A 26,187-nucleotide genomic window follows, 5' to 3' on the forward strand; every position below is an offset into this window, starting at 1 on the left:
GAGCAACTCCGGTCGACAAACAGGCTCCCGAGCCACTCCAGTGTAGGTGTCCAGTGCGCTCGCAAGGCTGTCGTCATCCATACAGCCCATCATCTGACGCGATCACCCCACGACGCAAGGTGGCCCGGAAACAGCGCTTACGTGGCGGATGGAAGCGTCCGCCCCTGAAGACGAGCCAAATTTCTGCCAAGCTTGCTCGGTTCGCAACAGAGCGATCTGCGCCGATCTCGCTGACGACGAGATTGCCCTGCTTAATAACATCGCTCGCCGCCGCCGCCTGGAGGCCGGCGAGTCGCTTCTGTGGGAAGGCGACGAAGCGGTTTTCGTAGCCAACGTGGTCTCCGGGGCCCTCAAACTCTCTACCCAGACGAGCGATGGTCGGGAACAAATTCTAGGCTTGGCCTATCCGTCCGATTTCCTCGGACGACCCTTTGGCACTACAACGCCTTACAACGTTGAAGCCCTTTGCGAGACTATAGTCTGCCTATTCAGACGGACGGATTTTGAACGCTTTGCGCTCACTCATCCACGGCTTGAGCATAAGCTCCTGGAGCGCACCTTGGGCGAACTGGACCGGACACGCCGCTGGATGCTCCTTCTCGGACGAATGAACGCCGAGGCACGGCTGGCCACTCTCCTGCTGGAAATAAGCGAACGCTCCGTTGCTGCAGGGGTCGGAAATTTGACTAAGACTGACGTCAACCAATTCGAGTTGCCGATGTCGCGCCAGCAAATCGCGGATCTCCTTGGCTTAACTATCGAAACGGTCAGCCGCCAATTGACCAAATTGCGCGAAGACGGGGTCATCGAAGTGCGTGGTCGGAGACGCGTCACAATCTGCAAACGCAAGGTGCTGGAAAAACTCGCTGCCTAGCTGGACGGGTCGATGCAGTGGCTATGGAGTTTATGCGGGCATCAAGTTCAAACGGAATCAATTTGACCTGAATCAATGACGCCGCCCGCAGCGACTGCAATCGGACGCGGCCATGATGTCGATGTCCCCACGCAACTCGCATGACGAGCCATTCCAACATTTCGCAAATGTGCTTTTGTCTTCCAAACTTTCCCCGCAATCGTTGAGCGTCCTGAAATCGTCTGGCCGCCAAATTCGCGTGGCGCGCGGAGAAATTGCGGAACTGGGTGCGATTGATCGAAGGACTGCCATATTCGTTTTGGAGGGTTCGGCGAAACTGGTCGGACACTTAGGGCCTGAACGCGAGCAGATTGTAGCTTTCGGTTTTAGCGGCGACTTGCTCTTGCTTTCCTCTTCCCCGCAGAATTCTCACGCGCTTTATGTCCTACAGGCTCTCAAAGAATGCTCGCTGCTGGCTTTTGCGGCAAACGATCTCATTGCAAGCTCGCTCGAAAGCCAGGGTGGGAGTAGTGCGATCTTCGAACAAATTTTTCTGGCGTTAGATCGCGCTCGTGACACCTCGGTTCTTCTCGGCCGAAAGACAGCGCAGGAAAAGCTGGCGAGCTTTCTCGTCTCTATGGCGGAAAGAATTGGCTTCGCTGACGGGAGCACCATTTATCTGGACCTACCCATGTCTCGTCGCGAGATCGGCGACTGTCTGGGGCTGACGATCGAGACGATCAGCCGCCAGATGACCGTTTTGCGCAATCAGGACATCATTAAGACGCAAGACAGGTCTAAAATCGCGATCCTCGATTTGCACCGATTGCGCGAATTTGCCGCATTAGTCGCCTGCGTTCCCTGAATAATCTGTCAAATTTGATCTGGGTCAATGCATAGCCCTCGCTAGCCGCATATGACCCTAAAAAGCCATTCGGAGTTACTGATGCAAGTGGAAGCGGCCCTTGGGCGGGCGGGTATTTGGTTCGGCGTCCTCTTAGTTTCGTTGGTCCTTGCGGCTACAGCGCGCGACACCGGCTTCGCAGCGCATGCGACAATCATCGCCATTGTCGCGTTCGTTCTCATGTGGATGTCAGTAGCACGAGTCGACCCGATGGGACGAGCGCGTGGTTTCTTCCGGATGCCCGAGGGCTTGTCCCGATATGACGACGACCCGATCAGATGGGGCGTGTTGGCCACAATGTTTTGGGCGATCGTGGGTATGCTGGCAGGTGTATTCATCGCCTCGCAGCTGGCATTTCCACAGCTTAACATCGAACCGTATTTCAATTTCGGTCGGGTGCGGCCACTTCACACCTCCGGCGTCATCTTCGCCTTTGGCGGCAACATTCTAATCGCAACAAGCTTCTATGTTGTCCAGCGCACTTGCCGGGCGCAGCTTGCATTCCCAACGCTGGCCCGGTTCGTCTTTTGGGGATATCAGCTTTTCATCGTCCTCGCCGCGTCGGGCTATTTGTTTGGGGTGACACAAAGCCGCGAATATGCCGAACCCGAGTGGTATGTCGATCTTTGGCTGACAATCGTCTGGGTCGCCTATCTGATCGTGTTCGTTGGAACGCTGGTGCGCAGAGCCGAGCCGCACATTTATGTCGCGAACTGGTTCTATCTCTCCTTCATCATTACGATTGCAATGCTTCACATCGTCAACAATTTGGCGGTGCCCGTCGCTTGGAATGGTTCGCTGTCCTTCTCAGCCTTTGCCGGAGTGCAGGATGCGCTGACCCAGTGGTGGTATGGCCACAACGCGGTCGCTTTCTTCCTGACCGTCCCGTTCCTGGCTATGATGTATTACTTCGTTCCGAAGCAGGCCGAGAGGCCGGTCTACAGCTACCGGCTTTCAATCATACATTTCTGGTCACTCATCTTTCTCTACATCTGGGCGGGCCCCCATCATCTTCATTACACAGCGTTACCCGATTGGGCGCAGACGCTGGGCATGGTGTTCTCCATAATCCTCTGGATGCCGAGTTGGGGCGGCATGATCAACGGGCTGATGACGCTCAATGGCGCGTGGGATAAGGTCCGAACCGATCCAATCATCCGCATGATGGTTATGGCTCTCGCTTTCTACGGCATGGCGACGTTCGAAGGACCGATGCTGAGCATCAAGGCTGTCAATTCGCTTTCGCATTATACAGACTGGACCGTGGGGCACGTTCATTCCGGCGCGCTCGGCTGGAACGGACTGATTAGTTTCGCCGCGGTCTATTTTCTCGTGCCCCGCCTGTGGAAGCGCGAGCGAATGTATTCGCTGCGGATGATAAACTGGCACTTCTGGCTCGCGACACTGGGGATTGTTTTCTACGCCTCCAGCATGTGGGTCGCCGGCATCACCCAAGGCCTGATGTGGCGCGAATATGGCGCGGACGGCTACCTCGTGAACAGCTTCGCTGAAACCGTCGCGGCGCTCCACGAACTTTATATCATACGCGCTGTGGGGGGCGTGATGTATCTCAGCGGTGCCTTCATCATGGGCTACAATGTATGGATGACCATCGCTGGCAGGCAGCGACTGGAAGTGCCAATGGGCGCGATGCCGCATTACGATGCCGACAAGGATCGCCCCATCACGCGACCTGCAACCGCCGAACCAGCCGAATAGGATAACTCGTCATGGGTCTCGCCTCCCAGCACAAAAAGCTGGAAAAGAATATCAACCTCCTCGCGATCGGATCGTTCATCGCAGTAGCGATAGGTGGCATCGTTGAGATCGCCCCGCTCTTCTGGATCGACAACACGCTCGAGGAAGTAAGCGGCATGCGTCCCTACACGCCACTCGAGCAGGCGGGCCGCAACATCTACGTTCGCGAGGGATGCTATGCCTGTCACAGTCAGATGATCCGGCCATTTCGGGACGAGGTGGAGCGCTATGGTCATTACAGCCTCGCCGCAGAAAGCATGTATGATCACCCGTTTCAGTGGGGATCCAAGCGCACCGGACCCGATTTGGCGCGCGTAGGCGGCCGCTATTCAGACGAATGGCATGTCCAGCACCTAAAGAACCCGCAAAGTGTGGTGCCGGAAAGTGTCATGCCCACATACTCGTTCCTAGGGTCCACGCCGCTCAAAACGGATAACGCGGCCGACATGCTCGTCGCCTTGCGCCGTGTCGGCGTCCCCTATTCGGATCGCGATCTCACCCAAGCGAAGGGTGACATGAACTTGCAAGCGGATCCTGAAAGCGGCGGCGATATCAAAGATTTCCAACAACGCTATCCCAAGGCTCAGGTTCGCGACTTTGACGGTGATCCCAGCAGCCTGACCGAGATGGATGCGCTCGTGGCCTATTTGCAGATGCTCGGCACGCTTGTCGATGTTGATAGCGCCGCAGCGCAGGAGCGGCTGGCGGAGGAAAAGGGTCGATGAGCCTTTACGATCATTTGCGGCATTTTGCAGACAGCTATGGTCTCTTGGCGCTTATGCTCCTCTTCTTCGGTCTATGCTTGTGGGTGTTTCGCCCCGGTGCCAAGCAGCACAACCAAGAAGCGGCCAGATCTATTTTCACAGACGACGAGTTCGACGGACGCGATAATGGTCAATAAACGCATCGACGAGCCGACTGGCACGGAAACCGTGGGCCACGAATGGGATGGCATCGAAGAGCTGGATACACCGATGCCGCGCTGGTGGCTCTGGTCACTCTATCTCACCATCGTGTGGGGCGTGATCTACGTCATCCTCTATCCTGCCTGGCCACTTGTCGACAAAGCTACCGAAGGATTGCTCGGCTGGACCAGTCGCGGCGAGCTTGCCAAGGAAATGAGTGTCGTTGACCAAGGTCGCGTCAAAATACGCGAAGAGTTAGCACGCATCCCGATCGAACGTCTTCCACAAAACAGCAAGTTATTTAAGCAAGCGGTAGCCGGCGGACGGTCTGCGTTTCAGGTTCATTGCTCGCAGTGTCACGGATCCGGGGCGGCGGGAAGTCAGACGTTGGGCTATCCCAATCTCAACGACGACGACTGGCTATGGGGTGGCGATCTCAAAGCAATCGAATATACTCTGGTCAATGGCATAAGGGCGCCCGGCGTCGCGGAAACCCGCAACAGCGTTATGCCCCCATTCGAAGGAGCCTTTGAACCCGCTCAGTTGGAAGCGGTGGTAAGTCACGTCCTTTCTTTGAGTGGGAAAGGAAGGCGTTCGGCGTCGGGTGCAAAAATCTATCAGGATAATTGTTCAGTCTGTCATGGAACGTCCGGAGAAGGAAACCGTGAACTCGGAGCGCCCAATCTGAAAGATGCCATATGGCTATATGGCAGTTCACGTGAACAGCTTCGCGACCAGATCCTGAAGCCAAAGATGGGCCGAATGCCACATTGGAGCGGCCGTCTCGATTCGGTTACCATCAAAATGCTGTCAGCCTATGTTTGGTCGCTTGGGGGCGGCGAGGAATTTGTTGAGGTTGCCGCAAATCCTGCGGTGACGGTCGATGCCGAACCGTGATCCCAGCCGCGCGTCGAGCGCACCGCCTCGTCGCGAGGACGACGATATCGATCCGTCGATCGTCGTTGAGGATGGCCGCGTTAAAACCAACGAGCCCGTATCCAGCGCGGTAGCCGAACCGGAAGCAACAACACTTCGTCACGAGCCGCACGAGCCGCCGCGCCAGCATCTGCCGACCAAGCTGTTCGAGAAGCGCACCAAGGTCCATAACAAGCGCGTCGATGGACCCTTCCGCCGCTTTAAATGGCTCGTGATGTTCGTGACGTTAGCTATCTATTATGGCACGCCATGGATCCGCTGGGACCGCGGACCCTATGCCCCCGATCAGGCAGTGTTGGTCGATCTTGCCAATCGTCGGTTCTACATGTTTGGCATCGAGATATGGCCGCACGAATTCTATTACGTGGCCGGCCTTCTCATCATGGCCGCGCTCGGGCTCTTTCTGGTTACCAGCGCTGTGGGCAGGGCATGGTGCGGATACGCTTGCCCGCAGACAGTATGGACCGATCTCTTCCAGCATGTGGACCGCTTTGTCGATGGCGACCGCAACGCTCGCATCAAGTTGGATGCCGCACCCCTGGGGCCTAGGAAAGTCGCTAAACGGGCGTTCAAATACGCAATATATCTCTTCATCGCGTTCTGGACCGGCGGGGCGTGGATCATGTATTTTGCAGATGCTCCCACGCTTGTGCGTGATTTTTGGGCTGGTGATGCGGCGCCCGCCGCCTACATCACGGTTGGGATTCTTACCCTCACCACCTTCACACTTGGGGGCTTCATGCGCGAACAGGTGTGCATATACATGTGCCCATGGCCGCGAATCCAGACCGCGATGATGGATGAGAAATCGCTGCTCGTCACTTATAAGGACTGGCGCGGAGAACCGCGAGGCAGCGTCAAGAAGTCAAAGAATAATCCCGAACCGTTAGGTGATTGCATCGACTGCTTGCAGTGCGTCGCCGTGTGTCCGACTGGAATCGACATTCGCGAAGGTCCACAAGTCGGTTGCATTACCTGCGCGCTGTGCATTGACGCCTGCGACAAGGTGATGGCTGAAGTTGGGCGACCGCGTGGTTTGATCGACTATGCGACGCTTGAGGATTGCAAGAAGGAGGCGAATGGGGAAGCTACGCGTCCGCCATGGAAAGCCCTACTACGACCGAGAACCATCGCTTATTTTCTGATCTGGGGAAGCATCGGCTTGGCTATGCTATTCGCTCTAGGAGTGCGGAGTCACGTCGGCCTTTCCGTTACACCCGACCGAAATCCGCCCTTCATTCTGATGAGCGATGGGTCGGTCCGCAATTCCTATACGCTCAAGCTCAGGAATATGGAGAGTCGACCGCGCGAAATGGAGATCGCGCTTCAAGGCCTGCCCGATGCGCTCATGTGGACCGATACGACTGGTCGCGATGCGGCCGCCCGAAAGCAAACCAAAATGGTGCCGGCGGACCAGGTGCTCGCGGTTCGCGCTTATGTCATCGCTCCCCCCGGGACGAAGACAAACGAGTTCATTTTCCGCCTGACGTCAAGCGACGAACAGCAGGAGAGCGTTGAAACAAAAGCGCGCTTCGATTCCCCGGGAGACGGTAATGAAGAATGAGTTCACCGGAAAACACATGGCAGTGATCATCGTGTCCGGGTCCGGGATCATTATCGCTGTAAACTTGTATATGGCTACGCTCGCGGTCCGAGGATTTGGCGGGGTGGTGGTAGAAAATTCTTATGTCGCTAGCCAAGAATTCAACGGGTGGCTTGAGGCGGCTCAACGTCAAGCCTCACTTGGTTGGACTGCTGAAATGTCGCGGAGCGATAACGGCCATCTTGTTGTTAAAACCGCGTCCATACCTGATGATTCAACACTTGTTGCGGTTGCTCGTCGGCCGCTCGGGAAGCCCGAAAACACTCGCTTAAGCTTCGTTAAATCGACGTCAGACAACCACGTCTCGCTGAAACCACTGGCCACCGGCCGATGGATTGTCCGGCTGACAATTACTGCGCCCGATGGTCGCACCTGGTCAAGTGAAGAGCAGATACAGTGATGACGCTGTCGGCCGTCGACGCAGTGGACTTCGCCGCAGTGGACCTCGCCGTCTTGGCCCATACCCGCCTAACCGTGCCGGGAATTCGGTGCGCCGGCTGCATTGCTAAAATCGAGCGGGGCCTGCGAAATGTGAAAGGCGTGGATGGGGCACGTGTAAATTTTTCCGCCAAACGCGTCACCGTGACGCACGATCGCGCGCTCGACGCAGAAGCCTTGATTGCGGCTCTCGAAAAATTGGGTTTCGAGGCTCAAACTTCCGAAAATAATTCGCACGATCAAAGCGATATCGAAAGCCGCATTTTACTGCGTTCGGTTGCCGTCGCGGGATTTGGCATGATGAACATCATGCTACTCTCGGTCAGCGTCTGGTCCGGAGCGGGCGGTGTCACCCGCGACCTGTTCCATTGGTTATCAGGGATGATTGCGATTCCGGTCGTCGCCTATGCGGGCCGACCATTTTTCGCTAGCGCCGTCTTGGCGTTGCGTCATCGCAGAACCAATATGGACGTCCCGATTTCGATCGGCGTCCTCCTCGCTACGGGGCTGAGCGTCTACGAGACCCTAACCGGCGGTGAGCATGCCTATTTCGATAGCGCAGTTATGCTTCTGTTCTTCTTGCTCGTCGGTCGCGCTCTCGATTCTGCCATGCGCGGCAGAACGCGGGCAGGCATTGGTTCACTGTTATCGCGAATGGGTAAATCAGCGCGCGTTGTCGCCGCAGACGGGACCACTTATTCGGTCCCGGCCAAAGATCTGGACGTAGGCATGGTGATGCTCGTCGCCGCTGGCGAAGCTCTTGCGGCCGATGGAGTCCTGGAAGATGGTCGGAGCACGATCGACAACTCAATGCTGACTGGCGAAAGCATTCCCCAAGCCATCTCCGCGGACGACTTAGTCTATGCCGGCGCAATCAATGTGAGCGATCCGATCCGAGTGCGCGTTACGGCTGCCTCGTCTGACACAGTAATTGCTGAAATCGCACAATTGATGGACGAGGCCGGACAGTCGCGCAGTCACTACGTGCGTATCGCCGACCGCGCTTCGCGGCTATACGCACCGGTAGTGCACACGCTGGCTCTGTCAGCCTTCGTCGGCTGGATGATCGCCGGCTTAGGATTACATCAGTCACTTGTCATTGCGATTGCCGTTCTCATAATCACCTGTCCCTGTGCCATGGGGCTGGCAGTCCCGGCAGCCCATGTGGTGGCATCAGGCGCTCTTGCGAAACGTGGCTTGCTCGTCAAGGACGGGAGTGCTCTCGAACGTCTCGCGGAGGTGGATATCGCATTGTTCGACAAGACAGGGACATTGACGCTTGGCCAGCCCGTCCCGGAGCTCGACCATCTTTCGAACGAGCAAAAATCCATTGCCTTGACACTGGCGCAGTCAAGCCGTCATCCGCTCAGCAGAGGGCTCGCCCGCGCTCTCGGAGCGGATGGCATCCTACCCGCGACCGTCTCCTCACTTTCCGAAAAAGGCGGAGAGGGAATTAGCGGAAGTTGGGTCGCGACCCGGGTCGCGCTGGAGCGAGCGGACGTTGTCGGCAGCGGACTCTCTACAACTCTCCGGATCGGCGAAGATAGGATCGCGATCCCATTTGCAGATCCAATGCGCCCCGATGCTATCGAAACTATTCACGCTCTTCAGGCCTGCGGCATCGATAGCCGCATTGTATCCGGTGATCGGGCGCTGAGCGTCAGCGCGGTGGCGAGTGAACTCGGCGTGGTGGGTCAAGGGGAGCTACGTCCCGATGCCAAGCTGGCGCTTTTGGATACTCTGAAGGCCCAAGGGCGCCGCCCGCTGATGATCGGCGACGGCATAAACGACGGCCCCGCATTGGCTGCTGCTCATGCCTCGATCTCTCCCAGCAGCGGGAGCGACATTAGTCAGCAAGCCGCCGACGCGGTTTTCATCGGCCGCGGGTTGATGCCGGTCGCCCTTGCGGTGATAATCGCACGCCGGACTATGCGCATCGTGCGACAGAACTTCGGTTTCGCTATCGCGTATAACGTGTTTGCAGTGCCACTCGCGATCGCCGGTTTGTTGACGCCGCTGATTGCCGCAATCGCAATGTCTCTCAGTTCGCTTGTGGTAGTTGGCAACTCGCTCAGACTGGCGCGAAACGAGCGAGCCCGTCCGTCATGAACGTGCTCGTTTACCTGATCCCGGTGGCTCTCGCATTCGGCGGCGCGGGTCTCGCAATGTTTTTCTGGGCCATGCGCAATGGTCAATTCGAAGATTTGGACGGAGCAGCGAACCGCATCCTGATTGATGACGAGGAACCAAAGGAATGAACCTTTCTGGACTGGCCGCGGTCGCGTTGATACCAGTCGCGATAGGCCCATTACCGCCAAGCGCCGCGACCATGCGAATTGTTATTTGCTCCGACTTGAGCAGCCGCACGATCGAAATTCCGATCCCGGGCGAGGAGCCCATCACACCCGATCCCTGTCCAGCGAAAGCTTGCCACGCGCCGTGCACCCGTAAGCAATTTGATCGATCGCAATGACCCGCTCGTCATTGTTCACCAAAGGGTTCGTCATGTGGCCCTATCACCTCGACCTCCTCGCAACGCCCCTTCCGCGTTACACCGGTTTTCCTACAGCCGCCCCCTTGGACCCCTATCGTGCGAAATCCCCTCGCCGCTTCAGCTCGGCTGTCTGAGACCAACCACCGAAAGGACGATTTATGCCCCTCTGGTTCTTCCCGTCCCTCATGGGAATACTCGCAACCTTGAGCTTGTTGGCGGCGATATGGCTGGTAATTCACTTGCGCGATGTCGCAAGTCTTTTCTCATCCGATACCTCAAGTGATATTGTTCGCGGCCCCGGTCGACGGCGAGCATCCCGCGCGCGGGTATGGTTTGTCCTCTTCATTTTCAACACTGGCTGGATCGCATCGCTATTGATCTGGATCTTCGTGATCGGGGGGTATGCGAACGCGGTTACCGACGCCGCAGGCTGATGTAACGCGGTCACCTCACGTAAGGTGAGCGAACAGGACGCGTGAGAGAAGAAGAAATGTAGTGCCACGATATATGATGCTCTGCGTCAGCAGATATGATGATGCGTGAACAGAGCCAAGTGATATTCATCATAAATAATGATGCGCCTCATTATCAGCGATGGCGCGGCGCTTTGCAATTTGAGAGGCCAAACCTATAACTGCCTCACATGACCGACGATCAATCCAAGTCCGCTAAGTCCCTCGTCAATGACAAGGCATGGGAAGAACTCGTAAAAAACATGCTGCGCGCTGAGATGATGCGCCGCGGCGTTTCCTATGCTGCGCTGGCCGACAGGCTCGCAGACTTGGGCATCATCGATAATGAGCTCAACCTTCGCAACAAGGTGAGTCGCGGTCGCTTCACCTCAGTGTTCCTGATGCAGTGCCTGAAGGCGCTCGAGGTTGAATGGATCTACATTCCCAAGACGCTCGAGGAAGCGAGCGGAAAGCCCGGAGCACAAGCTCGGGCGAGAAAGCGCCGCGGCTACACCGAAGAACCTGAGGCTCGCTGAGATGGCTGGCGGGAAGAAGGGCTTCGATCCGGCTGCACAACGCAAGGAACTGATTCGTCAGATCACGGACAATCAGCGAGTAGCGGCCGACAAGATGGCGGAAGCGCAAAGCTACGCACCAGCACGCGAACTGCTCACCGATGGGAGACTAGGACTCGGAGTCGGCGTCAATCAGGTCGTCGTCGATTCACCTGTTCCGTTCGGTCGTGAACGGCCCGACATACAGGTATGGCTTGAAGGTGTGCCAGCCAATCTACGGAACGAGAGCGAACACCTCTATACCATCTTGGAACTCAAGAGCGGAACCAAGGTCCAGGATTCTGGGCGCTCAATCGCCAAGGACGAACTGCAAACCTATTCCTATCGGAAGCTCAGGCATTTTTATCTTGCCGACAGTGTTGTCATCCAACGCTACGATCTTATCGACGAAACCCTCCCTGAACCCGATCAGAAGCTCTGGACGGAATTGGAGAATCAAGAGGTCTTCGAGACGTTCTTTGCTCCACTTACGGCCGACAGGCGCACGCTGCGAGCCCAACTCGCGAGCTTTACGGAACGCAAGCTGCCGCCCGGCAGAAAGATTGAAAACGCCAAAGATCGCAAGCGGTTCGTCGACGCTATCGTGACCACGGCCCGCATCCTCTCGGCATCGGTCGACTCTCTTGTCACCGCGAAACTTGTGCCCGACCTCGAACTTGCGAGCGCCACGATCACCAAGTTATCCGAAACCTATGGAACGGCAGAATTCGATTTCAGTGGCGGCGACCCGATTATCTTTGCGGACGAGCCAGATGTCGACGATCTCGATGAGCATGCCCGGTTTAACGTCGCTTACACCGAGCTGCTCGGTGATATTGAAGAGCGCCTCTATGCGCTTCGGGCGGAGGTCCAAGATCTTCCCGCCTATGCGCTGCGATCCGGCCTCAAGCCAGAGCACGCCTCATTCCTCAAAACGAAGGGCGGGAAAAAGGAGGTTCGCGACGTCGCCATCAGCGCGCGCGCCAGCTACGTCCAAGAAACCGCGACGCTGCTGTTTTCACGGCTGCTGATGATCCGTTTTTCGGAAGATCATAGCCTGCTGCCGAGGATTCTGTCGAACGGGGGCCTTACGTCATATGCAACCTTCGCGCAGCATTCCTCGGGCACCTTCCAATCACTCGTGAGCACTGCCTACAGGAAAGCCCGTCCGATCTACCGTCATCTGTTTGAGCCCAAGCCGTTGGACTGGCTTCTCGAAAGCGACGACCCCAATCTTTCGGAAGCCCTGCTCCATGCAATGTGGATTATGGCTGGATGGGACTTCACTACCGTTCGGGGCGACCTCCTCTCTGGTATCTATGATCGAAACCTCGATCGAGCACAAAGACAAGCGCTAGGCGAGGTTTACACCCGCCCCGAGCTCGCGGCGTATATGCTGAATGCCTGCGGCTATGATGGATCTCAGACGGTCCTCGATCCTGCCTGTGGGTCAGGCACCTTCCTTGTAGAAGCCTTCGAGACTGCACGCAGAAGGAAGGACGCAGCGGGTGTCGATTTCAACGAGGACGACATCGTGGAGACGTTGTCGAAGCTGCATGGGATGGACGTCAATGGTTTCTCCGCCACTCTCGCTCAGATCCAGTTACTCTGGCACGTGCTATCGATTGGAAGCTCCGACCGCGTCTCGCTGATGCGCCGAGCCATATCGGCTCTGTCAGTTGAAGGTGGCCACAGCAGCCTGGAGACCTGGGGCGCCTCTATGCAGGAGAACGATCTGTTTGCAGGCGTAGCTGGCCGCGTCAGCGAAGAGATTAAGGCGGCGAGGAAGGCCACGGACAGGAGATTGCGCACTGCGGACCGACGATTCCGAGATATGTCCGTCAGAAAACATGGGTTTGAGATAGTCGCAGGTAATCCACCGTTCGTTCGGGTGCAGCGCGTCCGATTGAGTGAAGCGCAGAAAACCGAATACGCGACGGTTAGGACCAAGCAGAGCGATCTTTCGGTCCTATTTGCCTACCGCGCGTTGAAATGGTGGATCGCTCCGGGTGGGAAGTTGGGTTTCTACCTGCCCCTAGCGATATCCGAGGCGGCATATGCAGAGCCGCTCCGTCGCATGGTCGACGAGAACAAAATCATCGAGATTGTTGACCTGGAAGAAATCGGCGACGTCGCATTCCATGGTGCAAACATCGTCACGATGGGACTGGTGGCCGAAAAGACGCCCCCGAGCGATACCGACCTGATTCGTATGACGCGAGTAACACCCGAATGCCTAAACAGAGACACCGGACTGATCGAGATGGACAAGGCCATGTCAGAAATGGTGCCACGCTCCACGATCGATCTGGCTCGTTATCTCCCGGGAACGATCGTATCTCCGGCAGCCTCTGACGGAGAAGATTTGGAAGATGAAGATGGTGACGCGGAGGAGGCCGAAGAATCCGGCGGAGGGATCTCCGATAGCGCATGGCTGACCAAAATACGCGTCGGTGACGTTCCCGTCCTCGAAACGATTGCAAGCAATCGGCGCCTTGACGACATCATTCTCATCGGGTGGAAGAAGCTTGGGAAAGGTGGCGCGCAGTTCGCGGCCGAGCCACCGTCCAATGGCCAGGCGATCGGTTGGAAGCCTGCAAGGGTCATGGGATACGGTGTCAAGATCGGTGGCACTCTCGATCCGTCCGCGCCGGGCTTGCCGGTCTATAAAGCGAAGCATCTTCCGCCCGATGGAACCATCGATGGCGATCCCATGGGCAAATGGAATGGGGATGCTTCACTCGTGGATACAGTCCGCTTTTATGCTTGGGACGGGATTGGCGAACAGGCAAATACCTATGTGATTAGGAACATCGCGACGCAGCCCGTCTTCGCGCCCCATCCGCCCGACGTCTATTTCACCAACACCGTCTACTGCTACAGGCTGGCCGAGCCGTTTCCGTTGAACGTATGGTCAGTTTCGCGTGTCGTCGCCTGGTTCATGGCCATGACATCGCGGACGTCGATCGTGCAGGGCTTCTTTCACACAGTCTATCAGCGCCACACGCGCCGCATGCCTATCCCTGCCCAATGGGATGGGCAGTTCATCAAATTGATGGACGACCTAGGCAAGCGGATTTTCGCTGCCGACGCGGAGATTGCCCGTGGCCAGGAGGAGCTGGACACGCTCGTCGGTGGCGAGGGAAGTAGGAAACTTCGAAATCGGCTCGACCTTATCGAAGAAGGTAAAGTAAGCAGCCCGAAAGCTGTTTCCCTTCCTGCTGCAGAAGCGAAATGGGAAAATGTCAGGGTCCGTATCGATGAGGAAACAGTGTCCTTTGTCACCGAAGACGAGGATGGGCAGACTGTGCCGGCCCCTACACAAAACGGAGCCCTTTGCGAGATAAAGATCGTTGATGACAAACTGCGCAGGTGGATAGGTTGGCTTGCTGGTGAGCGGCTCGCTTCGGAAAGACTACCGGATCAAGACTGGTTGCAGAATCTTCCGATTCCCGACGACCTGGATCGGATGGCCGACTTGCTGACGCGACACGAACAGGATGCAGCAAAGGACGAGTTCGATAAGGCACTCGAGGAACTGGATCAGATGGTAGCGACGGCACTGGGACTCAGCGAGGAACAACTGCAGCACATCTTGACTGCGTTTCAGACCGATATGATGCTCCGACATGTTTCGCCGCAGTGGAGGCACGGCGGAATTAACGACCAGCCGGTGGACATCGCATGACCCAAGGGGCGCACACCGACACGTCGCTGAGGAACATAGGCAAGCAGAGGTCGTATTCGCTTCAGAAGGTGACCACCTCAGCAGCTATGTTGAGCCGCCGATGGAAGGTATAACAACCATAATACGCTCCGCCAGTGATATCGACTTCGAGCGAGAGACGATGGCGAAGTATATTATGATTCTCCCTAAGATCTGCCGACTCTGATAGGTGACCGGATAGAAGGAAAAAATGGTGGCACCTAAGCGTGAACCGGAAAACCTCGCTCGATTGACCGCCCCAGTTGGCGGCGGCCGCCAAGCGATCGAGGGAAACCCTCTAATGCATGATGAAATCCAGATGTTCGTAATGTTCGAGCAGAAAGGATGGGCTCTGGAACGGCGACGCGCGCACATTTTGTCAATCTGCCCAAAGGCACCATCGCAATCGCGAGCGAAGATACATATGTAAATCCAAAAACCGCCTTCGCCCTGCAGCTTTTCAATTGGGATGAATATTATGGTCAGTTACAGCATCCCGTTGCCAAGCGATCCAACGGAAATTGGAAAACGAGCCCAGCGTCTTCGCAGCCTCCTCGGTATGTCTGTTAGCGATGTTGCAAGCGAAGCCGGAGTAAATGATGGCGATGTCATCAGGCTCGAGCAAGGTTCAGACGTTTCCTTGGTCGCAGCTCTTGCAATCCACCGCGTTCTCAGCGGAGAACTCGTATCTGAAGTCATGTTTACCCGCCCAAGGTTGAAAACGATCGACGAAGTCGAAGCCTTCGAAGCAAGAAGGCTCGCAAATCGATGAAGCGCTGGGAAAATCAATCCAGGATAACGGTAGGGCTGGATTTTGGAAAATCCTATTCGATCCGCAAGTTAGGCGAAACTGCCATCTTGGAAAATCGCGCTTATCTGCAATTTGATGATAATTTTGTCGCAAACTATGCAAATCCGTCACCAATCAGGCTGCGTTTCGACACTAGCCTTCAGGAAGGAACTTCCGATCTGGAGGGTCTGCATGGCTTGCTACATGATTCGCTCCCCGACGGGTGGTCCCGACTCATTCTTGATCGCGCGATCCGTCAGGCCGGCTTCGACCATACCAGTCTGAACGCCTTGGACAGGTTGGCGCTCGTTGGCACGAATGGATCTGGCGCTCTCACCTATAGCGGGGCAACTCTGCCGTCTTTCAAGCCGCCATCGCTTGGCTTTGACATCGTTGCGGCTCTCGTAAGTGGGGCGCCTGACGAGGTGGACGGCGACAAAATACAGATGGCGCTAAATCTTGCCGGGTCACTGGGCGGCGCCCGTCCCAAGGCAAACATATGGCGTAACGGTGACAGCTTTACCACCGTTGAGGCTACAGACTCATCGCTTTGGATGGCAAAGTTTCCATCCAAAGCCGACGGACCGGACGTAGGAGCGGTCGAATACGCCTACTCGCTCATGGCTAAAGCGGCAGGCGTAGAAATGCCTGACACAACGCTTTTGCCATCGACGCAGACCGCTGGCTATTTTGCAGTCGAACGTTTCGACAGAACCCGTGAAGGCGGGCGACTTCATATGCACTCGCTAGGAGGACTGTTAAACGCGTCAATGGCAAACACCGCGCTTGGGTATCGAGAACTAATGAAAGTCACGGGGGCTCTTACACAAGCGAATGGGAATGATATCGCCAGCATAGAGCAGCAGATCGCCCGTATGGCGTTTAACGTGTTTGCCCGAAATCGTGACGATCATGTAAAGAATCACGCTTTCTTGATGGATGCACGGGGAGCATGGAGGTCTGCGCCGGCATTCGACCTCACTTATTCCAATCTTCAGGAGCATGCGCTCCTTGTTGGAACAGCGGGTCGAAATCCTGCATCTTCAGATATGCTCGAAGTGTCCCGCGCTGTTCGCATTTCAGACGACCGCACAAATGCGATTATGAAACAGGTGCGAGACGTCATCGGAGAATGGAAGAAATTCGCCAAGGACGCCAATGTCTCTCCGGCATTGAGCCGCGACATTGAAGCAAGCATAAATCCACCCAATAAAGGAGGCGGTGAGCGAGCTGCCTTTGTCGCTTTTCAAGCGGGACGTGGGCGCTGATTGTGGGCACAGACTTATACCGCGTTAATTTTTCGAATAGCGGAGTGCGACTGCACAATGTAGAAAACGCGAGGGCGAAGTTGTCGTGCGACGCCTTATTCTTCGCGGCTGCGTAGAAGTCATAAACGCTATGTAACAATTCGATTCGCATCTTATCGCGATCGGTGTCAGATCAATTTGGCGCAGCAGCTTGCGCGCAGATGCTTCCCATCCCTACCTTCGTCCAATCATGCCGAGCATCGACCCGCGGCAATGCACGTAGTCTTGGCCGCGGCGCTTGCGGTTCAACGCTTTCGCAGCGGAGAACGGGTTGCCGAAGCGATGTTTAAGGGTGATCTCTTCGACCGCGAGACGAAGACGCCAGTTGAGCCCGGAATGATAAATCCCGCCGAACCTGGTCATGCGGTGGTTGAGAGGCATGCTGATGCGTATTTTGGCTCCTCGGTGTGGTGGGTCCGCAGACTGCCCCCCGGTGCGCTCTGAGTTGCCCAAGCGACATAAGACCTGAGGACGAAGTCTAAACGGGCCCGTATCAAAAATCAGCCACAAAAAATCGATGTGCGGCTCACGGTCACAATCCTGCCCACGGCTTTCCCGCTCGTATGCGGCTCCAGGTGGCACCGGCAGGCAACGACAGACTCTCGCGCCACAAAGCGGGCGCGAACCCGAACCCGAACTAATTTCTAGCTGTAACATACTTTAATAGGAGAAAAATAATGACGGACGATGGTTCCGGCGACGATTTGTCGCGTCCTGGGGAGATCGACCTTAGCGGAGTCGCGCCACTGCGCCGTGCAGAAACGCGACGCAGAATCGAGGCAATACGCGCGTATCTCAACATTTCCTCACCGAGCCGCGCCGATCGCGTGGTCCATGCTCAAAGCTTGGGAATTGGCACCCAGCAATTCATGTTGCTGGTAAAAGCGTGGAAGGCGCATGGCGCGGCGGTGGCGATCGGAAAGGCCGGTGCAAATGCCGGTGCCGCTCGTGGTGTTCGACGTCGGGGGTTGCCGCCAGCGACGCGCGCCGCCGCGGAGAGCGCTTTGCGCGCACTCCCGACTTCCGCGGGTCACCGCGAGGCGATCGCAGCGGTGCAGGCAGCTTGCCGCAGACTGAAGACCAGGCCGCCATCCAACAGCATGGTTTCCTACCTCCGTATGGGACTACGGGGCGCCGCGGATGGTGGGCCCAGACTGCTTGTGGGCCGCGCGACCGCATTAATGCCTGTCATTACCGGCGATGCGCTGTCGCTCCCGGAAGTCGCATTGGCGGTGGAAGAACGTAGCGGGACTATTCATGCGGCCGCGATCATCGATTGCACGACCGGCTGCCCTCCAGAATGGTTTGAAGCGGAGGTAAAGCGCGCTGCTAGGAAGGTTGATGGCCCCGTCACCATAGGAATTGATGACGACCTCATCGTCGGCGCCGTCAAGGACCCCCGCGTGGTATCGCGCTTCAAGGCGGGGCGGATGCTGGCCAAGGCGATCGGCCGCGGCGTCGGCGGCGTTCGCTTGACATACGGGCCCCTTGCTTCGCGCGATCCGAAGCGCGCCCTGCGTGCGAAGGATGACGAGCCGCTTGATTTGGTTGAGGCGGCAACAGTGCTGTCAGCGGAAGTCGCGGCCCATAATGCTTCCCGAACCAGCTTTGCCGTTACAGGCGACACGAGCAAGCAGTGCTGACCTAGTTCGCCAATACCTTCAAAAGATGTTCCAGCTCTGGTGGCGGAAGACTTTCGCCGGTCGGATGAAGTCCCTCGAGCAAACTAGAATTGTAATCCTCTACGGCAATCGCGATCCTGGCGCGAGCTCGCTCCAAGTCGAGAATGGGCACCCGTTCTGACGCCCATGGTGGGAGGGTGGTGGCGCCAACGCGCGCGGGCCAGATAGGCAGGACGCCTATGGCACGGCCAGCCAAGCGCTCCAGATACCTTCCCGCCTTCCGCTCGGCGGTCAGGTTCAGACCAACGCCGATTGACCTGGCCTCGGTGGCGATGGGATCGAACACGTCATTTACCTCGGTGCCCGGAACCAACTGAACCCTTGCCACGCGTTCTGCCCAGTTCACCTTTGAGAAACTGGGATCGCCGATCCTGCGGGCAGCGTCGCTAGCGGCATCGGCGTAGCCGCGCCGGACAGCCTCAGCCCGGCCTGGCGCGGCACCTAAAATCAGCTGCGCCGCTGAGTCGGCAATTACAAATACGATCCACGGTGCGCCATCTTCCCGCAAAATTCCGCACGCCGCTTGGTCCAGAAGCAGCTCGTTTCCAACCTCAAGCCGACGTCGCCGATCTCGACGAGCACGCTCCACCACGCTGCGCAACGTGTTGTGACCGGGAATTTGATCATCTGGCAGTCCGCGCGCCCGCGCGATGTCAGCCAGGCGCAAGGCGAGTGCTCGCACTGATGCCTTCTCGTCTCGGACAAGATCGGCCACGGCTGATTGCAAAACGGCGTTGACCTCGGGTGCAAACTGGCTTTTCCGGCCGCGTTCGGGCTGTGCGCCGACGCCGAGTGCACCGAGCGATTGTTCTTCACGCCAACGTGCATTCATCTGGTAGAACCGAACGAGCGTAACGCCGGCGTCGGCGGCCGCCGAGCGGGCTGGGACGCCCCCCTGCCCGTCTCCATACCGAACCAGCGCATTGGCGCGCTGCAGCGCGCGCGCCCGCTGGGCCGCGTCCATCAGCGACCACATCGCTATCTCGCGCTTGGGCAGCGGGTCGCCAAACAGCTTTTCCAACCGCTCTGGTGGCATCGACGTATTTGTCGCTCCTGGCGAGCAGCCGCCCCCGCTCCCTTGCTTATCTTCAACGTCTATCGGCTTCGTCATGCCGACCATTAACCAGAAATGAGATGATCCGGCAAGTCTCCAAACAGTCGTTATTGACATTGCCCATTGGCCACCCTAAATCCGTATAGCTACTGTTTGGAGATTTCAATGTTTGATTCTACGTCCTCGCGCGCCGCCCGGATCCGCCGTGTCACATGGCAACGTCGTCATGACCGCAGAAGAATCGGAAACGGGAGCTATCCCCTGATGGCGTCCAAGCCGCCGGCAATGCTCCCGGAAGCGTTCGTCACGCGGGCGTGCGATGACATTTGCATGGAAGCTATCCGCGACAACGCGAAACTTTCCAAGTTGAACACCTCCACCATCACGATGGTCTTCACCGGCAAAACCCCCGTGACGGAAAGCTGGTCCATAACAATCGGCGAGCCGTCGCCTGAAGGCGGCGCGCACGCCGCCACCACTCCCGCCTCGAACAGCCGGCGCACAGCCCGCTTCGACAAGTAGCGCCACGGCAAATGAATACGATCGCGCAATCACGGACTGACGGATTTTATCAACCGTCGCCGACCCTTGTCGAAGGCCAAGCGCTCAGACTTGTTCATTCCGACAGTGTCGAAGCGGAGGGCGTCCGCTTCGCCGCGATCATGCATGTCGCTTCCGACGGCGGTCCTATCCGGACAATTGTAGGAGGGGGGCACGCGCACTTCATTGGTGAGGAGCCATCGCAGAAGACAGGTCTCTCCAATCCCTACGAGGGCCCAACCGAGCATGCTCTAATCGTCGAAAGCGAGATCAGCGCTGCGGTGCTCGACTTCCGCACACAAGCCTTCCGCATGCGCCTGCTCGCCGGCGGCGCGATACGTGAATGGATCTGCGATCACCTCCGTTTCTTGCGCATCGATGGTGTCGATGTCGTTGAGGCAATCGAATGTAAGCCGAACCTGTCTTTTCTCGACGCCGAGGCGCGCATCGTCCAGCGTGCCGTTCGCACTGTGCTGGAAGGCATGGGCTGGCGGCACCGCATCCTCTATCTGCGCGACATTATCGGTGGGGGGGAGCGCCAGCTGAACTTCGGCGAGATTTTCGCGCGCAGAACGAAGCACGTGCCAAATGACGCACTCGATCGCTTTGAGCGTATGTGCGCCAGCACGCCGGTTGCAACCTTTCGTGATCTCAGGCTCGCGCTCCATGACGACCGCCTAGAAGGGACCGCACTTGCGCAAGCCATGATTTGCGCCGGTCGCGTTGAGGTCAATCTCGATCGCTACCTTTTCGATCCTATGCCGGTGCGGCTCCTGCCCCCCGCAGACTTTCATTCGCCGATCCGGTTCTAATCGCGGTGAGCTGCGAACTCCCCTTTGCCGTTGGCTCCAAGATGTCCTTCAACGGGCGTGAGTGCAATTATCGCGGTCTAGCCGTCAACGGCAGGTGCCAGATCTCGGACGACAGCGGATGGATACTCGAGATACCTGACGAGAACGGCTTTCCTATTTGGCCATCACCTGAGGAAACGCTCAACCTCATGGCGGACAGACGGCTCGTTTTGCGCGCAGACCCCCTTTCCGACCCCACGCGATGCCGGGCCCGCCGTCAAGAGCCGACCCGATCGGAACTTGCGGACGCGAAGTGTAAAAGCAAAGGCAAGACCGATCAGTTGCGCGACCCATGGTATTATTTGCGAGAGATGACGCTCAAAACGTGGGATGATCCCGACGTCGAACGTTGTTCGCTCACTAAAGCTGGTGTTTCGGCCTGGTATGCCGATAATTTCGATATCGACGATCTGATCGCTCGTTTCGGTCGCCTGCCAAGCGAGACGACCTTTCGCAAGTGGATCCAGACGCGCGGCACTGAGAACGATCGTCGCCCTGCCGATTGCGCTTCCTACAAGAGCATCGGCGCCCGCCGCCGCAAGATTGATACCGTCGTCCTCCAGATCATAAAGGTCTGGGTCAATCGGTTCCACGCCAAGGACCGGCAATCGGTCCACAGTTTTTGGAAAAAGGCATCGAGAGACGTCGAACGCTACATCCGCGGTGACAAGCTCGAAATATTGGACTTCGAGCGGGCGCTGGAAGTTCCTAAGAATCCGGACGACGTTAAGATGTGCTCGCGGCGCATCTTCGCGAAGGAGATTGAGCGCGCTCGTGGCGGTAAGGCCCTCAGCATTGCATTCGGAATGCGTGCTCGCAAGCAGCGCTATGGCGGTGGCGGCGTCGCGCAGGAGCCTGTGCGCTTTTTGCAATACGTTCAGGTGGACGACACACCGTGGCCCATGGTCTTCGTCATCGATGCGGTGCGCGGCGTTCCGGTCGGTATCCCGACAGTGACGATCGCGATCGATGTCTTCACCCGCGTCATTCTCGGGTGGGATATCACCTTCGAGCCGCCCAGCTATGCGAGTTACATGCGCACAATGCTTCACACGGCATTGCCAAAACGAGTGCCTAAGGAGTTGGTCTGCGCGCCTGAGATCGCAAGAGCGCTAATGGAAACGTGCGGACACGTGGTTGGCCACGTTGTAGTCGATAATGCCAAGCCCCTCACAGGTCGGTCGCCGCAGGACGCTGGCGGCGATGTCGGCTATGGCCTGCGCTGGGCCGGCGATCGGGAACCTACTCATAAAGGACATGTCGAGAGCTGCATCGGCAAGCTTCAAGAAATTATCAAAAACGAACTCCCTGCAGCAACCTGGGACATTCCGTTGATGCGGGAGTTCAACTACGACCCATCGACGCAGGCGATTGTCACGATCGAGCGGTTCCGCGAGATATTTGCCATTGTCGTTGCTCGCTATCATACCAGTAAGCATTCAGGTCTGCTCGACCGTTATCCCATCGATGTATGGATCGAACAGCGCGCCCAGCATGGGCTCGACATGGTCCGAGACGTCGACCACCTCCGCCGTGCTATTGGTCAACTCGTCTATGCCGAGTTCCGGGGCGAGGGTGCGATCATAGAAGGTCTGCGCTATGGTTCTGATGGCTCTGATGATCGATATCCGGTCACCAACGAAGATTTGTTATTCAATATTGGGATGGCGCGCGGCGTCGCAGCCGACACCAAGAAGCGCACCTTCCACAAGGTGAAGTTCAAATATGATCCAAACGACTTGAGTATCGCTTGGGTGTTCGATGAACTTCGCGGTGAATATGTCGAGATTCCATGCGCTATGCGCCGGTATTCCGAAAACCTGCCACTCTGGTTGCACAGGCGTCTCAAGGACTACGCATCCGACAAAAGAATGAAGTTCGAGTCCGAACATGATATGCTTGAAGTCCACACTGCCTACAGCCAAGCGATGCGGCGCGTAATCCCTGACGCCTTCGTCGCCGAACGTCGCGCAGCAGCCCGCCTAGCCGACTCCTCGCAGGGTCGCGCATATCTCGGCGACGCCATAAAGCTGCTGCCCGTTGATAGTTCGCCCACCGGCATGGAAAATGTAATCGCACACGACACGCGAGTCGAAACGCGTGGCGATCCCAACCGCATCGCACCCCGCAGTTCCAATCGCAAGAACAGTAAGCGGCGGCGTGACCGGCGTGACGCTCCGAGCGTCACGAAGTCCGCCTCGGCCGAAATGGCACAGCAGGACATGGCGCAGACCGCCCGCCGCCTCGACATCGCGTCGGACACGGGAAGCTACATCTAACATCCCGAACGTGGAGTAAACGCATGCTGAAGCCAAAACCGACCTCGAAAACTGACGCCGTTGGACCAACGCCCCGCGCAACGCCGCGGCGCCAAAATCGCGAATCCACCATCTCCTCGCATCCGCCAGCAATGATTGCGCCGATCACTCCTGTCGCGCTGAAGCCATCCGATCTCGCGGATCACGTTGGTGAAGGTCTTGCATCCTTCGAGGGCATCGTCATGCCTACCCGAGCACAGCTCACCGCAGTTCGACAGATGCATTCCTTGCTCAAGATGGGTGAGAAGCAGCCAGAGGGACAGCAACGCCGGGCGTTTCGTTACCTTAACCAATCCGGCGCAGGAAAGAGCACCTGTGGGAAAATTCTGCAGGCTTTCGTGGAAGGCGAGCCGGGACATGATCCTGCGAACAAACCGGTGCTGCACGTTACCCTTTCAACCACAGGCACTCCTAAAAGCCTCGCGAGTTCGATCCTCTCCGCGATGGGAGATAATTACTCCACCCGGGGCGAGGCCGAACTGCTCCTCCGCCGAGTCCAGCAGGGCATCAAGGATTTCCAAGTCAAGTTGCTCATCATCGACGAGCTCAACCATTTCAGGCAGAAGAGCCTCGCCACCGACGCGGCCAATACCATCAAGAATATTCTCTCGCTCGGCTGGGTCCCGATAGTGCTGATGGGCACTAGCGACGCGCAGTCACTCTTCGCCAACAATCGCGAACTTAAGAACCGTTGTGCGCCGCAGGTCGTCCTTGCCCCCTACGGGGACAACCCCGACGATAAACTGCAATGGGCCGATCTCCTGCGGCGGATCGATAGCGAAATAGTCGCCCGCGGAATTCTGAGTCGTCACTCGGGTTTGTGCCAGCCCGAGATCGCCGAGAAACTTCGCCTCTGTAGCAACGGTCTCATTGGCGAGTTGCACAATATTCTGCTGGCCGCGCTCGAAACCACCCTGCTCGCTGGCGACGACTTCATCAGCCTCGTAAGCCTGATCGACGCAGTCGACGCCTGGTGCATCGCCGATGGGACCATCGACCGCAACTTCCTTAGAGACGCTTAACATGGGACCGGTGCTTTGGGGCGTGCCCGCAGTCCACACCGAAGGGTTGATGAGCCTTGTGACCCGCACGGTGACCAGGAACATATTACCATCGTCCCACGTCATCTTGAGCCAAGTGGGAGCACCACACGCGCATAATCCGACTGCATCCGTTATCCTGGATCTGGACGAGGCGGGGCTAGCGGAGATTCTTCGCCAGCCCGTTGCTGAGATACAACGGCGTAGACATCTACCTCGCACGGATGTGGGCTACGTTGACTTCTTCGGTTGCGCGGTTCGGTCAGACGAGATTTTGTTTCGACGCAGGCGCTTCGCCCCAACTGCCGTTGCACTATCCGCCCATGCACGCGCCCTATGGTCACTCAAGATGATCCCGTGCTGCACCGAGACCTGGGAATATCTCGTAGACACTTGCGCGTGCGGGGCGGTGCAAAGGTGGCAGGCGGCCGATCGGCTCGACCGATGCGACCAATGCAATGCTGCACTTGCCGATACTCCAACCACAATGGTCGATGTGGAACACCGCGAAGGCATCTCATTTATCATCGGCCTAATCGATCCCGACGAAGGCCGCCGTGCAGCTGCGCGCTCGCAACTGCCGTCTACCCTGGCGACGTGGGACGGTGGGATGGTCTTCAATCTAGCCCTGATCGTCATGCCGCTGACAGCCGCTGGCTTCACTCATTCGAGAAGGGCTGAACCCGCCACTGCCGATCTGAGACAATACACAGCATCGCTCGCGCAAGCTGCAAACATCGTGCGTCGCTGGCCGGAGGGGCTCATTGATGCGCTGGCCGATGCGGTTCGGAGCCGATCTATTTCCAAACATAATGTTCGTCACAAGGGGGCTGGTCACTATCTCGCCGGCATCAAGAGTGAGTTGCTACCATCCGTTGTCCGTTCTGCGATTACCGACGCAATGGCATCAATCACTTCGACGGCGGATGCCGTGCCTACGGATCAGATCGGCATGCGCCAAGCCGCATTACTCACCGGGCAACACGAGCATAAGCTCGCCCAGGCTCGTCGTAATGGACATCTTATCACGCGGATATGCTTTCGCGCCAACCGCGTTTTCCCAACTCTTGACCGCGACGAGATGGAGACTCTCAAAGACTTCTTAGCCAACCGCCTTGGCCCAGAAAGATTCACACATCTCCTTGGCCTTCCGCAATATGCGATGGCGCAATTGGCGGATGAAAATCTCGTCGCCAGTTGCACTCATCCCTACATTATCGCTAATTATGGCCCGCTTCAGGCGCACAATGCCGAGCTCTTGGCGTTCCGTCTTGCGCTCATGCGCGCCGCGGCCCCCATCGCATCCATTGCCGATCCCATACCGCTTCACCGAGCCGCGAGAGGAATGGGTGGCGGAGCCAAACCCTGGGGTGAAATAATGCGTGATTTGCTTAGCGGAAAGATCCCCTACTCCTTCGCGGGTGAATCAATTAATCACATTCTCATCTCGTCAGCTGACGCCGCGAGGCTACAGGCGCGGAACCTAGCAGCCATGTCGATCGGTGTAGGGTCCCGATTCGTGTCCCAGCGTGATGCGGCCGAAATCTTAAACTTGCGGCTCAAACATGCGCATGTCCTCCCAGCAATTGGTAAGCGGGGCGGCGGCGCGCATCGGATTGCATGGAGTCGGTTGCGCCGAATGGCACGCGACCGCATTACGCTAGGCGAACTTAGCGCGCGAAGCGGAATACATGGCACTCGACTGGAATGGATGCTCGAGCGCGACGGATGCCCACGCCATGACACGCTCGGCTGGATCCGTCGCAAGGCTCTGGCGACGATCGCCAAATACTAGAAATTGAAAAGCTGCCTAGGTGCTTGCGTGTTGCGCGAGCCTCGAAAAGTTCGCCAAAGTAGCAATCGCGAACGTCGTAAGTGCCAATGGCAGGAAAATGGTGCTGCTGGACAGGATTGAACTGTCGACCTCGTCATTACCAATGACGCGCTCTACCACTGAGCTACAGCAGCAACCGGATCACCCGCAAACGCAAGTTCGCCGGGC

Annotated in this window: 23 protein-coding genes and 1 tRNA gene; 21 read left to right on the plus strand and 3 right to left on the minus strand. The window is 57.4% G+C overall.

Annotation, left to right across the window (positions count from 1 at the left end):
* Nucleotides 1-148 precede the first annotated feature (148 nt).
* From VGN62_RS16125 to VGN62_RS16195, 15 genes are all read left to right on the plus strand, one after another.
* Nucleotides 149-874: a Crp/Fnr family transcriptional regulator gene (locus tag VGN62_RS16125; RefSeq protein ID WP_327455724.1), complete on the plus strand. Its 726-nt coding sequence runs from the start codon at nucleotides 149-151 to the stop codon at nucleotides 872-874.
* A gap of 112 nt (nucleotides 875-986) precedes the next feature.
* Nucleotides 987-1,718: a Crp/Fnr family transcriptional regulator gene (locus tag VGN62_RS16130; RefSeq protein ID WP_327455726.1), complete on the plus strand. Its 732-nt coding sequence runs from the start codon at nucleotides 987-989 to the stop codon at nucleotides 1,716-1,718.
* A gap of 81 nt (nucleotides 1,719-1,799) precedes the next feature.
* A complete protein-coding gene (gene ccoN, locus VGN62_RS16135; protein ID WP_414713292.1) occupies nucleotides 1,800-3,476 on the plus strand; it encodes a cytochrome-c oxidase, cbb3-type subunit I in 1,677 nt (558 codons plus the stop codon).
* Between the two features lie 11 nt (nucleotides 3,477-3,487).
* Nucleotides 3,488-4,240 carry a cytochrome-c oxidase, cbb3-type subunit II gene (ccoO, locus tag VGN62_RS16140; RefSeq protein WP_327455728.1) on the plus strand — a complete coding sequence of 251 codons (753 nt, stop codon included), beginning with the start codon at nucleotides 3,488-3,490 and terminating at the stop codon, nucleotides 4,238-4,240.
* Nucleotides 4,237-4,416 carry a cbb3-type cytochrome c oxidase subunit 3 gene (locus VGN62_RS16145; protein WP_327455730.1) on the plus strand — a complete coding sequence of 60 codons (180 nt, stop codon included), beginning with the start codon at nucleotides 4,237-4,239 and terminating at the stop codon, nucleotides 4,414-4,416. The genes ccoO and VGN62_RS16145 overlap by 4 nt, the downstream gene beginning before the upstream one ends.
* On the plus strand, nucleotides 4,406-5,317 hold the full coding sequence (ccoP, locus tag VGN62_RS16150) for a cytochrome-c oxidase, cbb3-type subunit III (protein WP_327455732.1): 912 nt from the start codon (nucleotides 4,406-4,408) through the stop codon (nucleotides 5,315-5,317). Before VGN62_RS16145 ends, ccoP begins: the two co-directional genes overlap by 11 nt.
* Nucleotides 5,304-6,920 (plus strand): cytochrome c oxidase accessory protein CcoG, encoded by a 1,617-nt coding sequence (ccoG, locus tag VGN62_RS16155; RefSeq protein WP_327455734.1) that lies wholly within the window; start codon nucleotides 5,304-5,306, stop codon nucleotides 6,918-6,920. The genes ccoP and ccoG overlap by 14 nt, the downstream gene beginning before the upstream one ends.
* Entirely contained in the window at nucleotides 6,910-7,359 is a 450-nt protein-coding gene (locus VGN62_RS16160) for a FixH family protein (RefSeq protein ID WP_327455736.1), read from the plus strand. Before ccoG ends, VGN62_RS16160 begins: the two co-directional genes overlap by 11 nt.
* Nucleotides 7,359-9,506 carry a heavy metal translocating P-type ATPase gene (locus tag VGN62_RS16165; RefSeq protein ID WP_327456093.1) on the plus strand — a complete coding sequence of 716 codons (2,148 nt, stop codon included), beginning with the start codon at nucleotides 7,359-7,361 and terminating at the stop codon, nucleotides 9,504-9,506. Before VGN62_RS16160 ends, VGN62_RS16165 begins: the two co-directional genes overlap by 1 nt.
* Nucleotides 9,503-9,655, plus strand: a complete 153-nt coding sequence (gene ccoS, locus VGN62_RS16170) for a cbb3-type cytochrome oxidase assembly protein CcoS (protein ID WP_327455738.1) — start codon at nucleotides 9,503-9,505, stop codon at nucleotides 9,653-9,655. The genes VGN62_RS16165 and ccoS overlap by 4 nt, the downstream gene beginning before the upstream one ends.
* Before the next feature lie 394 nt (nucleotides 9,656-10,049).
* The gene (locus tag VGN62_RS16175; protein ID WP_327455740.1) at nucleotides 10,050-10,325 is read left to right on the plus strand and encodes a hypothetical protein; all 276 of its coding nucleotides are present in this window, start codon (nucleotides 10,050-10,052) and stop codon (nucleotides 10,323-10,325) included.
* A gap of 209 nt (nucleotides 10,326-10,534) precedes the next feature.
* On the plus strand, nucleotides 10,535-10,879 hold the full coding sequence (locus VGN62_RS16180) for a DUF6471 domain-containing protein (RefSeq protein ID WP_327455742.1): 345 nt from the start codon (nucleotides 10,535-10,537) through the stop codon (nucleotides 10,877-10,879).
* Nucleotide 10,880: 1 nt separating this feature from the next.
* The gene (locus VGN62_RS16185; protein ID WP_327455744.1) at nucleotides 10,881-14,585 is read left to right on the plus strand and encodes an Eco57I restriction-modification methylase domain-containing protein; all 3,705 of its coding nucleotides are present in this window, start codon (nucleotides 10,881-10,883) and stop codon (nucleotides 14,583-14,585) included.
* 496 nt (nucleotides 14,586-15,081) lie between these two features.
* Nucleotides 15,082-15,375, plus strand: coding sequence for a hypothetical protein (locus VGN62_RS16190; RefSeq protein ID WP_327455746.1), 294 nt, complete (start codon nucleotides 15,082-15,084; stop codon nucleotides 15,373-15,375).
* Nucleotides 15,372-16,661: a type II toxin-antitoxin system HipA family toxin gene (locus VGN62_RS16195; RefSeq protein ID WP_327455748.1), complete on the plus strand. Its 1,290-nt coding sequence runs from the start codon at nucleotides 15,372-15,374 to the stop codon at nucleotides 16,659-16,661. The genes VGN62_RS16190 and VGN62_RS16195 overlap by 4 nt, the downstream gene beginning before the upstream one ends.
* 213 nt (nucleotides 16,662-16,874) lie before the next feature.
* On the opposite strand, the gene VGN62_RS16200 is transcribed toward VGN62_RS16195, so the two are convergent.
* The gene (locus VGN62_RS16200; RefSeq protein WP_327455750.1) at nucleotides 16,875-17,081 is read right to left on the minus strand and encodes a hypothetical protein; all 207 of its coding nucleotides are present in this window, start codon (nucleotides 17,079-17,081) and stop codon (nucleotides 16,875-16,877) included.
* A 296-nt stretch (nucleotides 17,082-17,377) separates the two neighbouring features.
* Between VGN62_RS16200 and VGN62_RS16205 the strand changes: the two genes are divergently transcribed.
* Nucleotides 17,378-18,343, plus strand: coding sequence for a hypothetical protein (locus tag VGN62_RS16205; protein WP_327455752.1), 966 nt, complete (start codon nucleotides 17,378-17,380; stop codon nucleotides 18,341-18,343).
* 1 nt (nucleotide 18,344) lies between these two features.
* Here the strand turns inward: VGN62_RS16205 and VGN62_RS16210 are convergent, their stop codons facing one another.
* A complete protein-coding gene (locus tag VGN62_RS16210; protein WP_327455754.1) occupies nucleotides 18,345-19,493 on the minus strand; it encodes a hypothetical protein in 1,149 nt (382 codons plus the stop codon).
* 207 nt (nucleotides 19,494-19,700) lie between these two features.
* On the opposite strand from VGN62_RS16210, the gene VGN62_RS16215 reads away from it, so the two are divergent.
* From VGN62_RS16215 to VGN62_RS16235, 5 genes are all read left to right on the plus strand, one after another.
* Nucleotides 19,701-19,958 carry a hypothetical protein gene (locus VGN62_RS16215; RefSeq protein WP_327455756.1) on the plus strand — a complete coding sequence of 86 codons (258 nt, stop codon included), beginning with the start codon at nucleotides 19,701-19,703 and terminating at the stop codon, nucleotides 19,956-19,958.
* Between the two features lie 11 nt (nucleotides 19,959-19,969).
* Entirely contained in the window at nucleotides 19,970-20,788 is an 819-nt protein-coding gene (locus tag VGN62_RS16220) for a hypothetical protein (protein ID WP_327455759.1), read from the plus strand.
* Nucleotides 20,789-21,108: 320 nt separating this feature from the next.
* The gene (locus tag VGN62_RS16225; protein ID WP_327455761.1) at nucleotides 21,109-23,106 is read left to right on the plus strand and encodes a hypothetical protein; all 1,998 of its coding nucleotides are present in this window, start codon (nucleotides 21,109-21,111) and stop codon (nucleotides 23,104-23,106) included.
* Nucleotides 23,107-23,129: 23 nt separating this feature from the next.
* Nucleotides 23,130-24,167 (plus strand): ATP-binding protein, encoded by a 1,038-nt coding sequence (locus VGN62_RS16230; protein WP_327455763.1) that lies wholly within the window; start codon nucleotides 23,130-23,132, stop codon nucleotides 24,165-24,167.
* A gap of 505 nt (nucleotides 24,168-24,672) precedes the next feature.
* A complete protein-coding gene (locus tag VGN62_RS16235) occupies nucleotides 24,673-25,980 on the plus strand; it encodes a hypothetical protein (RefSeq protein WP_327455765.1) in 1,308 nt (435 codons plus the stop codon).
* Between the two features lie 98 nt (nucleotides 25,981-26,078).
* Here the strand turns inward: VGN62_RS16235 and VGN62_RS16240 are convergent.
* Nucleotides 26,079-26,153: transfer RNA gene (locus VGN62_RS16240), tRNA-Thr, on the minus strand.
* Nucleotides 26,154-26,187 lie beyond the last annotated feature (34 nt).

It is taken from the genome of Sphingopyxis sp. (assembly GCF_035998905.1).
Lineage (GTDB): Bacteria > Pseudomonadota > Alphaproteobacteria > Sphingomonadales > Sphingomonadaceae > Sphingopyxis.

Bases quoted from the DNA above. Each gene is read 5' to 3' on its own strand.
- VGN62_RS16210 (WP_327455754.1), bottom strand. From the start codon at position 19,493: ATGACGAAGCCGATAGACGTTGAAGATAAGCAAGGGAGCGGGGGCGGC.
- ccoS (WP_327455738.1), top strand. From the start codon at position 9,503: ATGAACGTGCTCGTTTACCTGATCCCGGTGGCTCTCGCATTCGGCGGC.
- VGN62_RS16215 (WP_327455756.1), top strand. From the start codon at position 19,701: ATGGCGTCCAAGCCGCCGGCAATGCTCCCGGAAGCGTTCGTCACGCGG.
- VGN62_RS16235 (WP_327455765.1), top strand. From the start codon at position 24,673: ATGGTCGATGTGGAACACCGCGAAGGCATCTCATTTATCATCGGCCTA.
- ccoO (WP_327455728.1), top strand. From the start codon at position 3,488: ATGGGTCTCGCCTCCCAGCACAAAAAGCTGGAAAAGAATATCAACCTC.
- VGN62_RS16200 (WP_327455750.1), bottom strand. From the start codon at position 17,081: ATGCCTCTCAACCACCGCATGACCAGGTTCGGCGGGATTTATCATTCC.
- VGN62_RS16205 (WP_327455752.1), top strand. From the start codon at position 17,378: ATGACGGACGATGGTTCCGGCGACGATTTGTCGCGTCCTGGGGAGATC.
- VGN62_RS16230 (WP_327455763.1), top strand. From the start codon at position 23,130: ATGCTGAAGCCAAAACCGACCTCGAAAACTGACGCCGTTGGACCAACG.
- VGN62_RS16190 (WP_327455746.1), top strand. From the start codon at position 15,082: ATGGTCAGTTACAGCATCCCGTTGCCAAGCGATCCAACGGAAATTGGA.
- VGN62_RS16165 (WP_327456093.1), top strand. From the start codon at position 7,359: ATGACGCTGTCGGCCGTCGACGCAGTGGACTTCGCCGCAGTGGACCTC.
- ccoP (WP_327455732.1), top strand. From the start codon at position 4,406: ATGGTCAATAAACGCATCGACGAGCCGACTGGCACGGAAACCGTGGGC.
- VGN62_RS16220 (WP_327455759.1), top strand. From the start codon at position 19,970: ATGAATACGATCGCGCAATCACGGACTGACGGATTTTATCAACCGTCG.
- VGN62_RS16195 (WP_327455748.1), top strand. From the start codon at position 15,372: ATGAAGCGCTGGGAAAATCAATCCAGGATAACGGTAGGGCTGGATTTT.
- ccoN (WP_414713292.1), top strand. From the start codon at position 1,800: ATGCAAGTGGAAGCGGCCCTTGGGCGGGCGGGTATTTGGTTCGGCGTC.
- ccoG (WP_327455734.1), top strand. From the start codon at position 5,304: ATGCCGAACCGTGATCCCAGCCGCGCGTCGAGCGCACCGCCTCGTCGC.
- VGN62_RS16125 (WP_327455724.1), top strand. From the start codon at position 149: ATGGAAGCGTCCGCCCCTGAAGACGAGCCAAATTTCTGCCAAGCTTGC.
- VGN62_RS16175 (WP_327455740.1), top strand. From the start codon at position 10,050: ATGCCCCTCTGGTTCTTCCCGTCCCTCATGGGAATACTCGCAACCTTG.
- VGN62_RS16130 (WP_327455726.1), top strand. From the start codon at position 987: ATGATGTCGATGTCCCCACGCAACTCGCATGACGAGCCATTCCAACAT.
- VGN62_RS16185 (WP_327455744.1), top strand. From the start codon at position 10,881: ATGGCTGGCGGGAAGAAGGGCTTCGATCCGGCTGCACAACGCAAGGAA.
- VGN62_RS16180 (WP_327455742.1), top strand. From the start codon at position 10,535: ATGACCGACGATCAATCCAAGTCCGCTAAGTCCCTCGTCAATGACAAG.
- VGN62_RS16160 (WP_327455736.1), top strand. From the start codon at position 6,910: ATGAAGAATGAGTTCACCGGAAAACACATGGCAGTGATCATCGTGTCC.
- VGN62_RS16145 (WP_327455730.1), top strand. From the start codon at position 4,237: ATGAGCCTTTACGATCATTTGCGGCATTTTGCAGACAGCTATGGTCTC.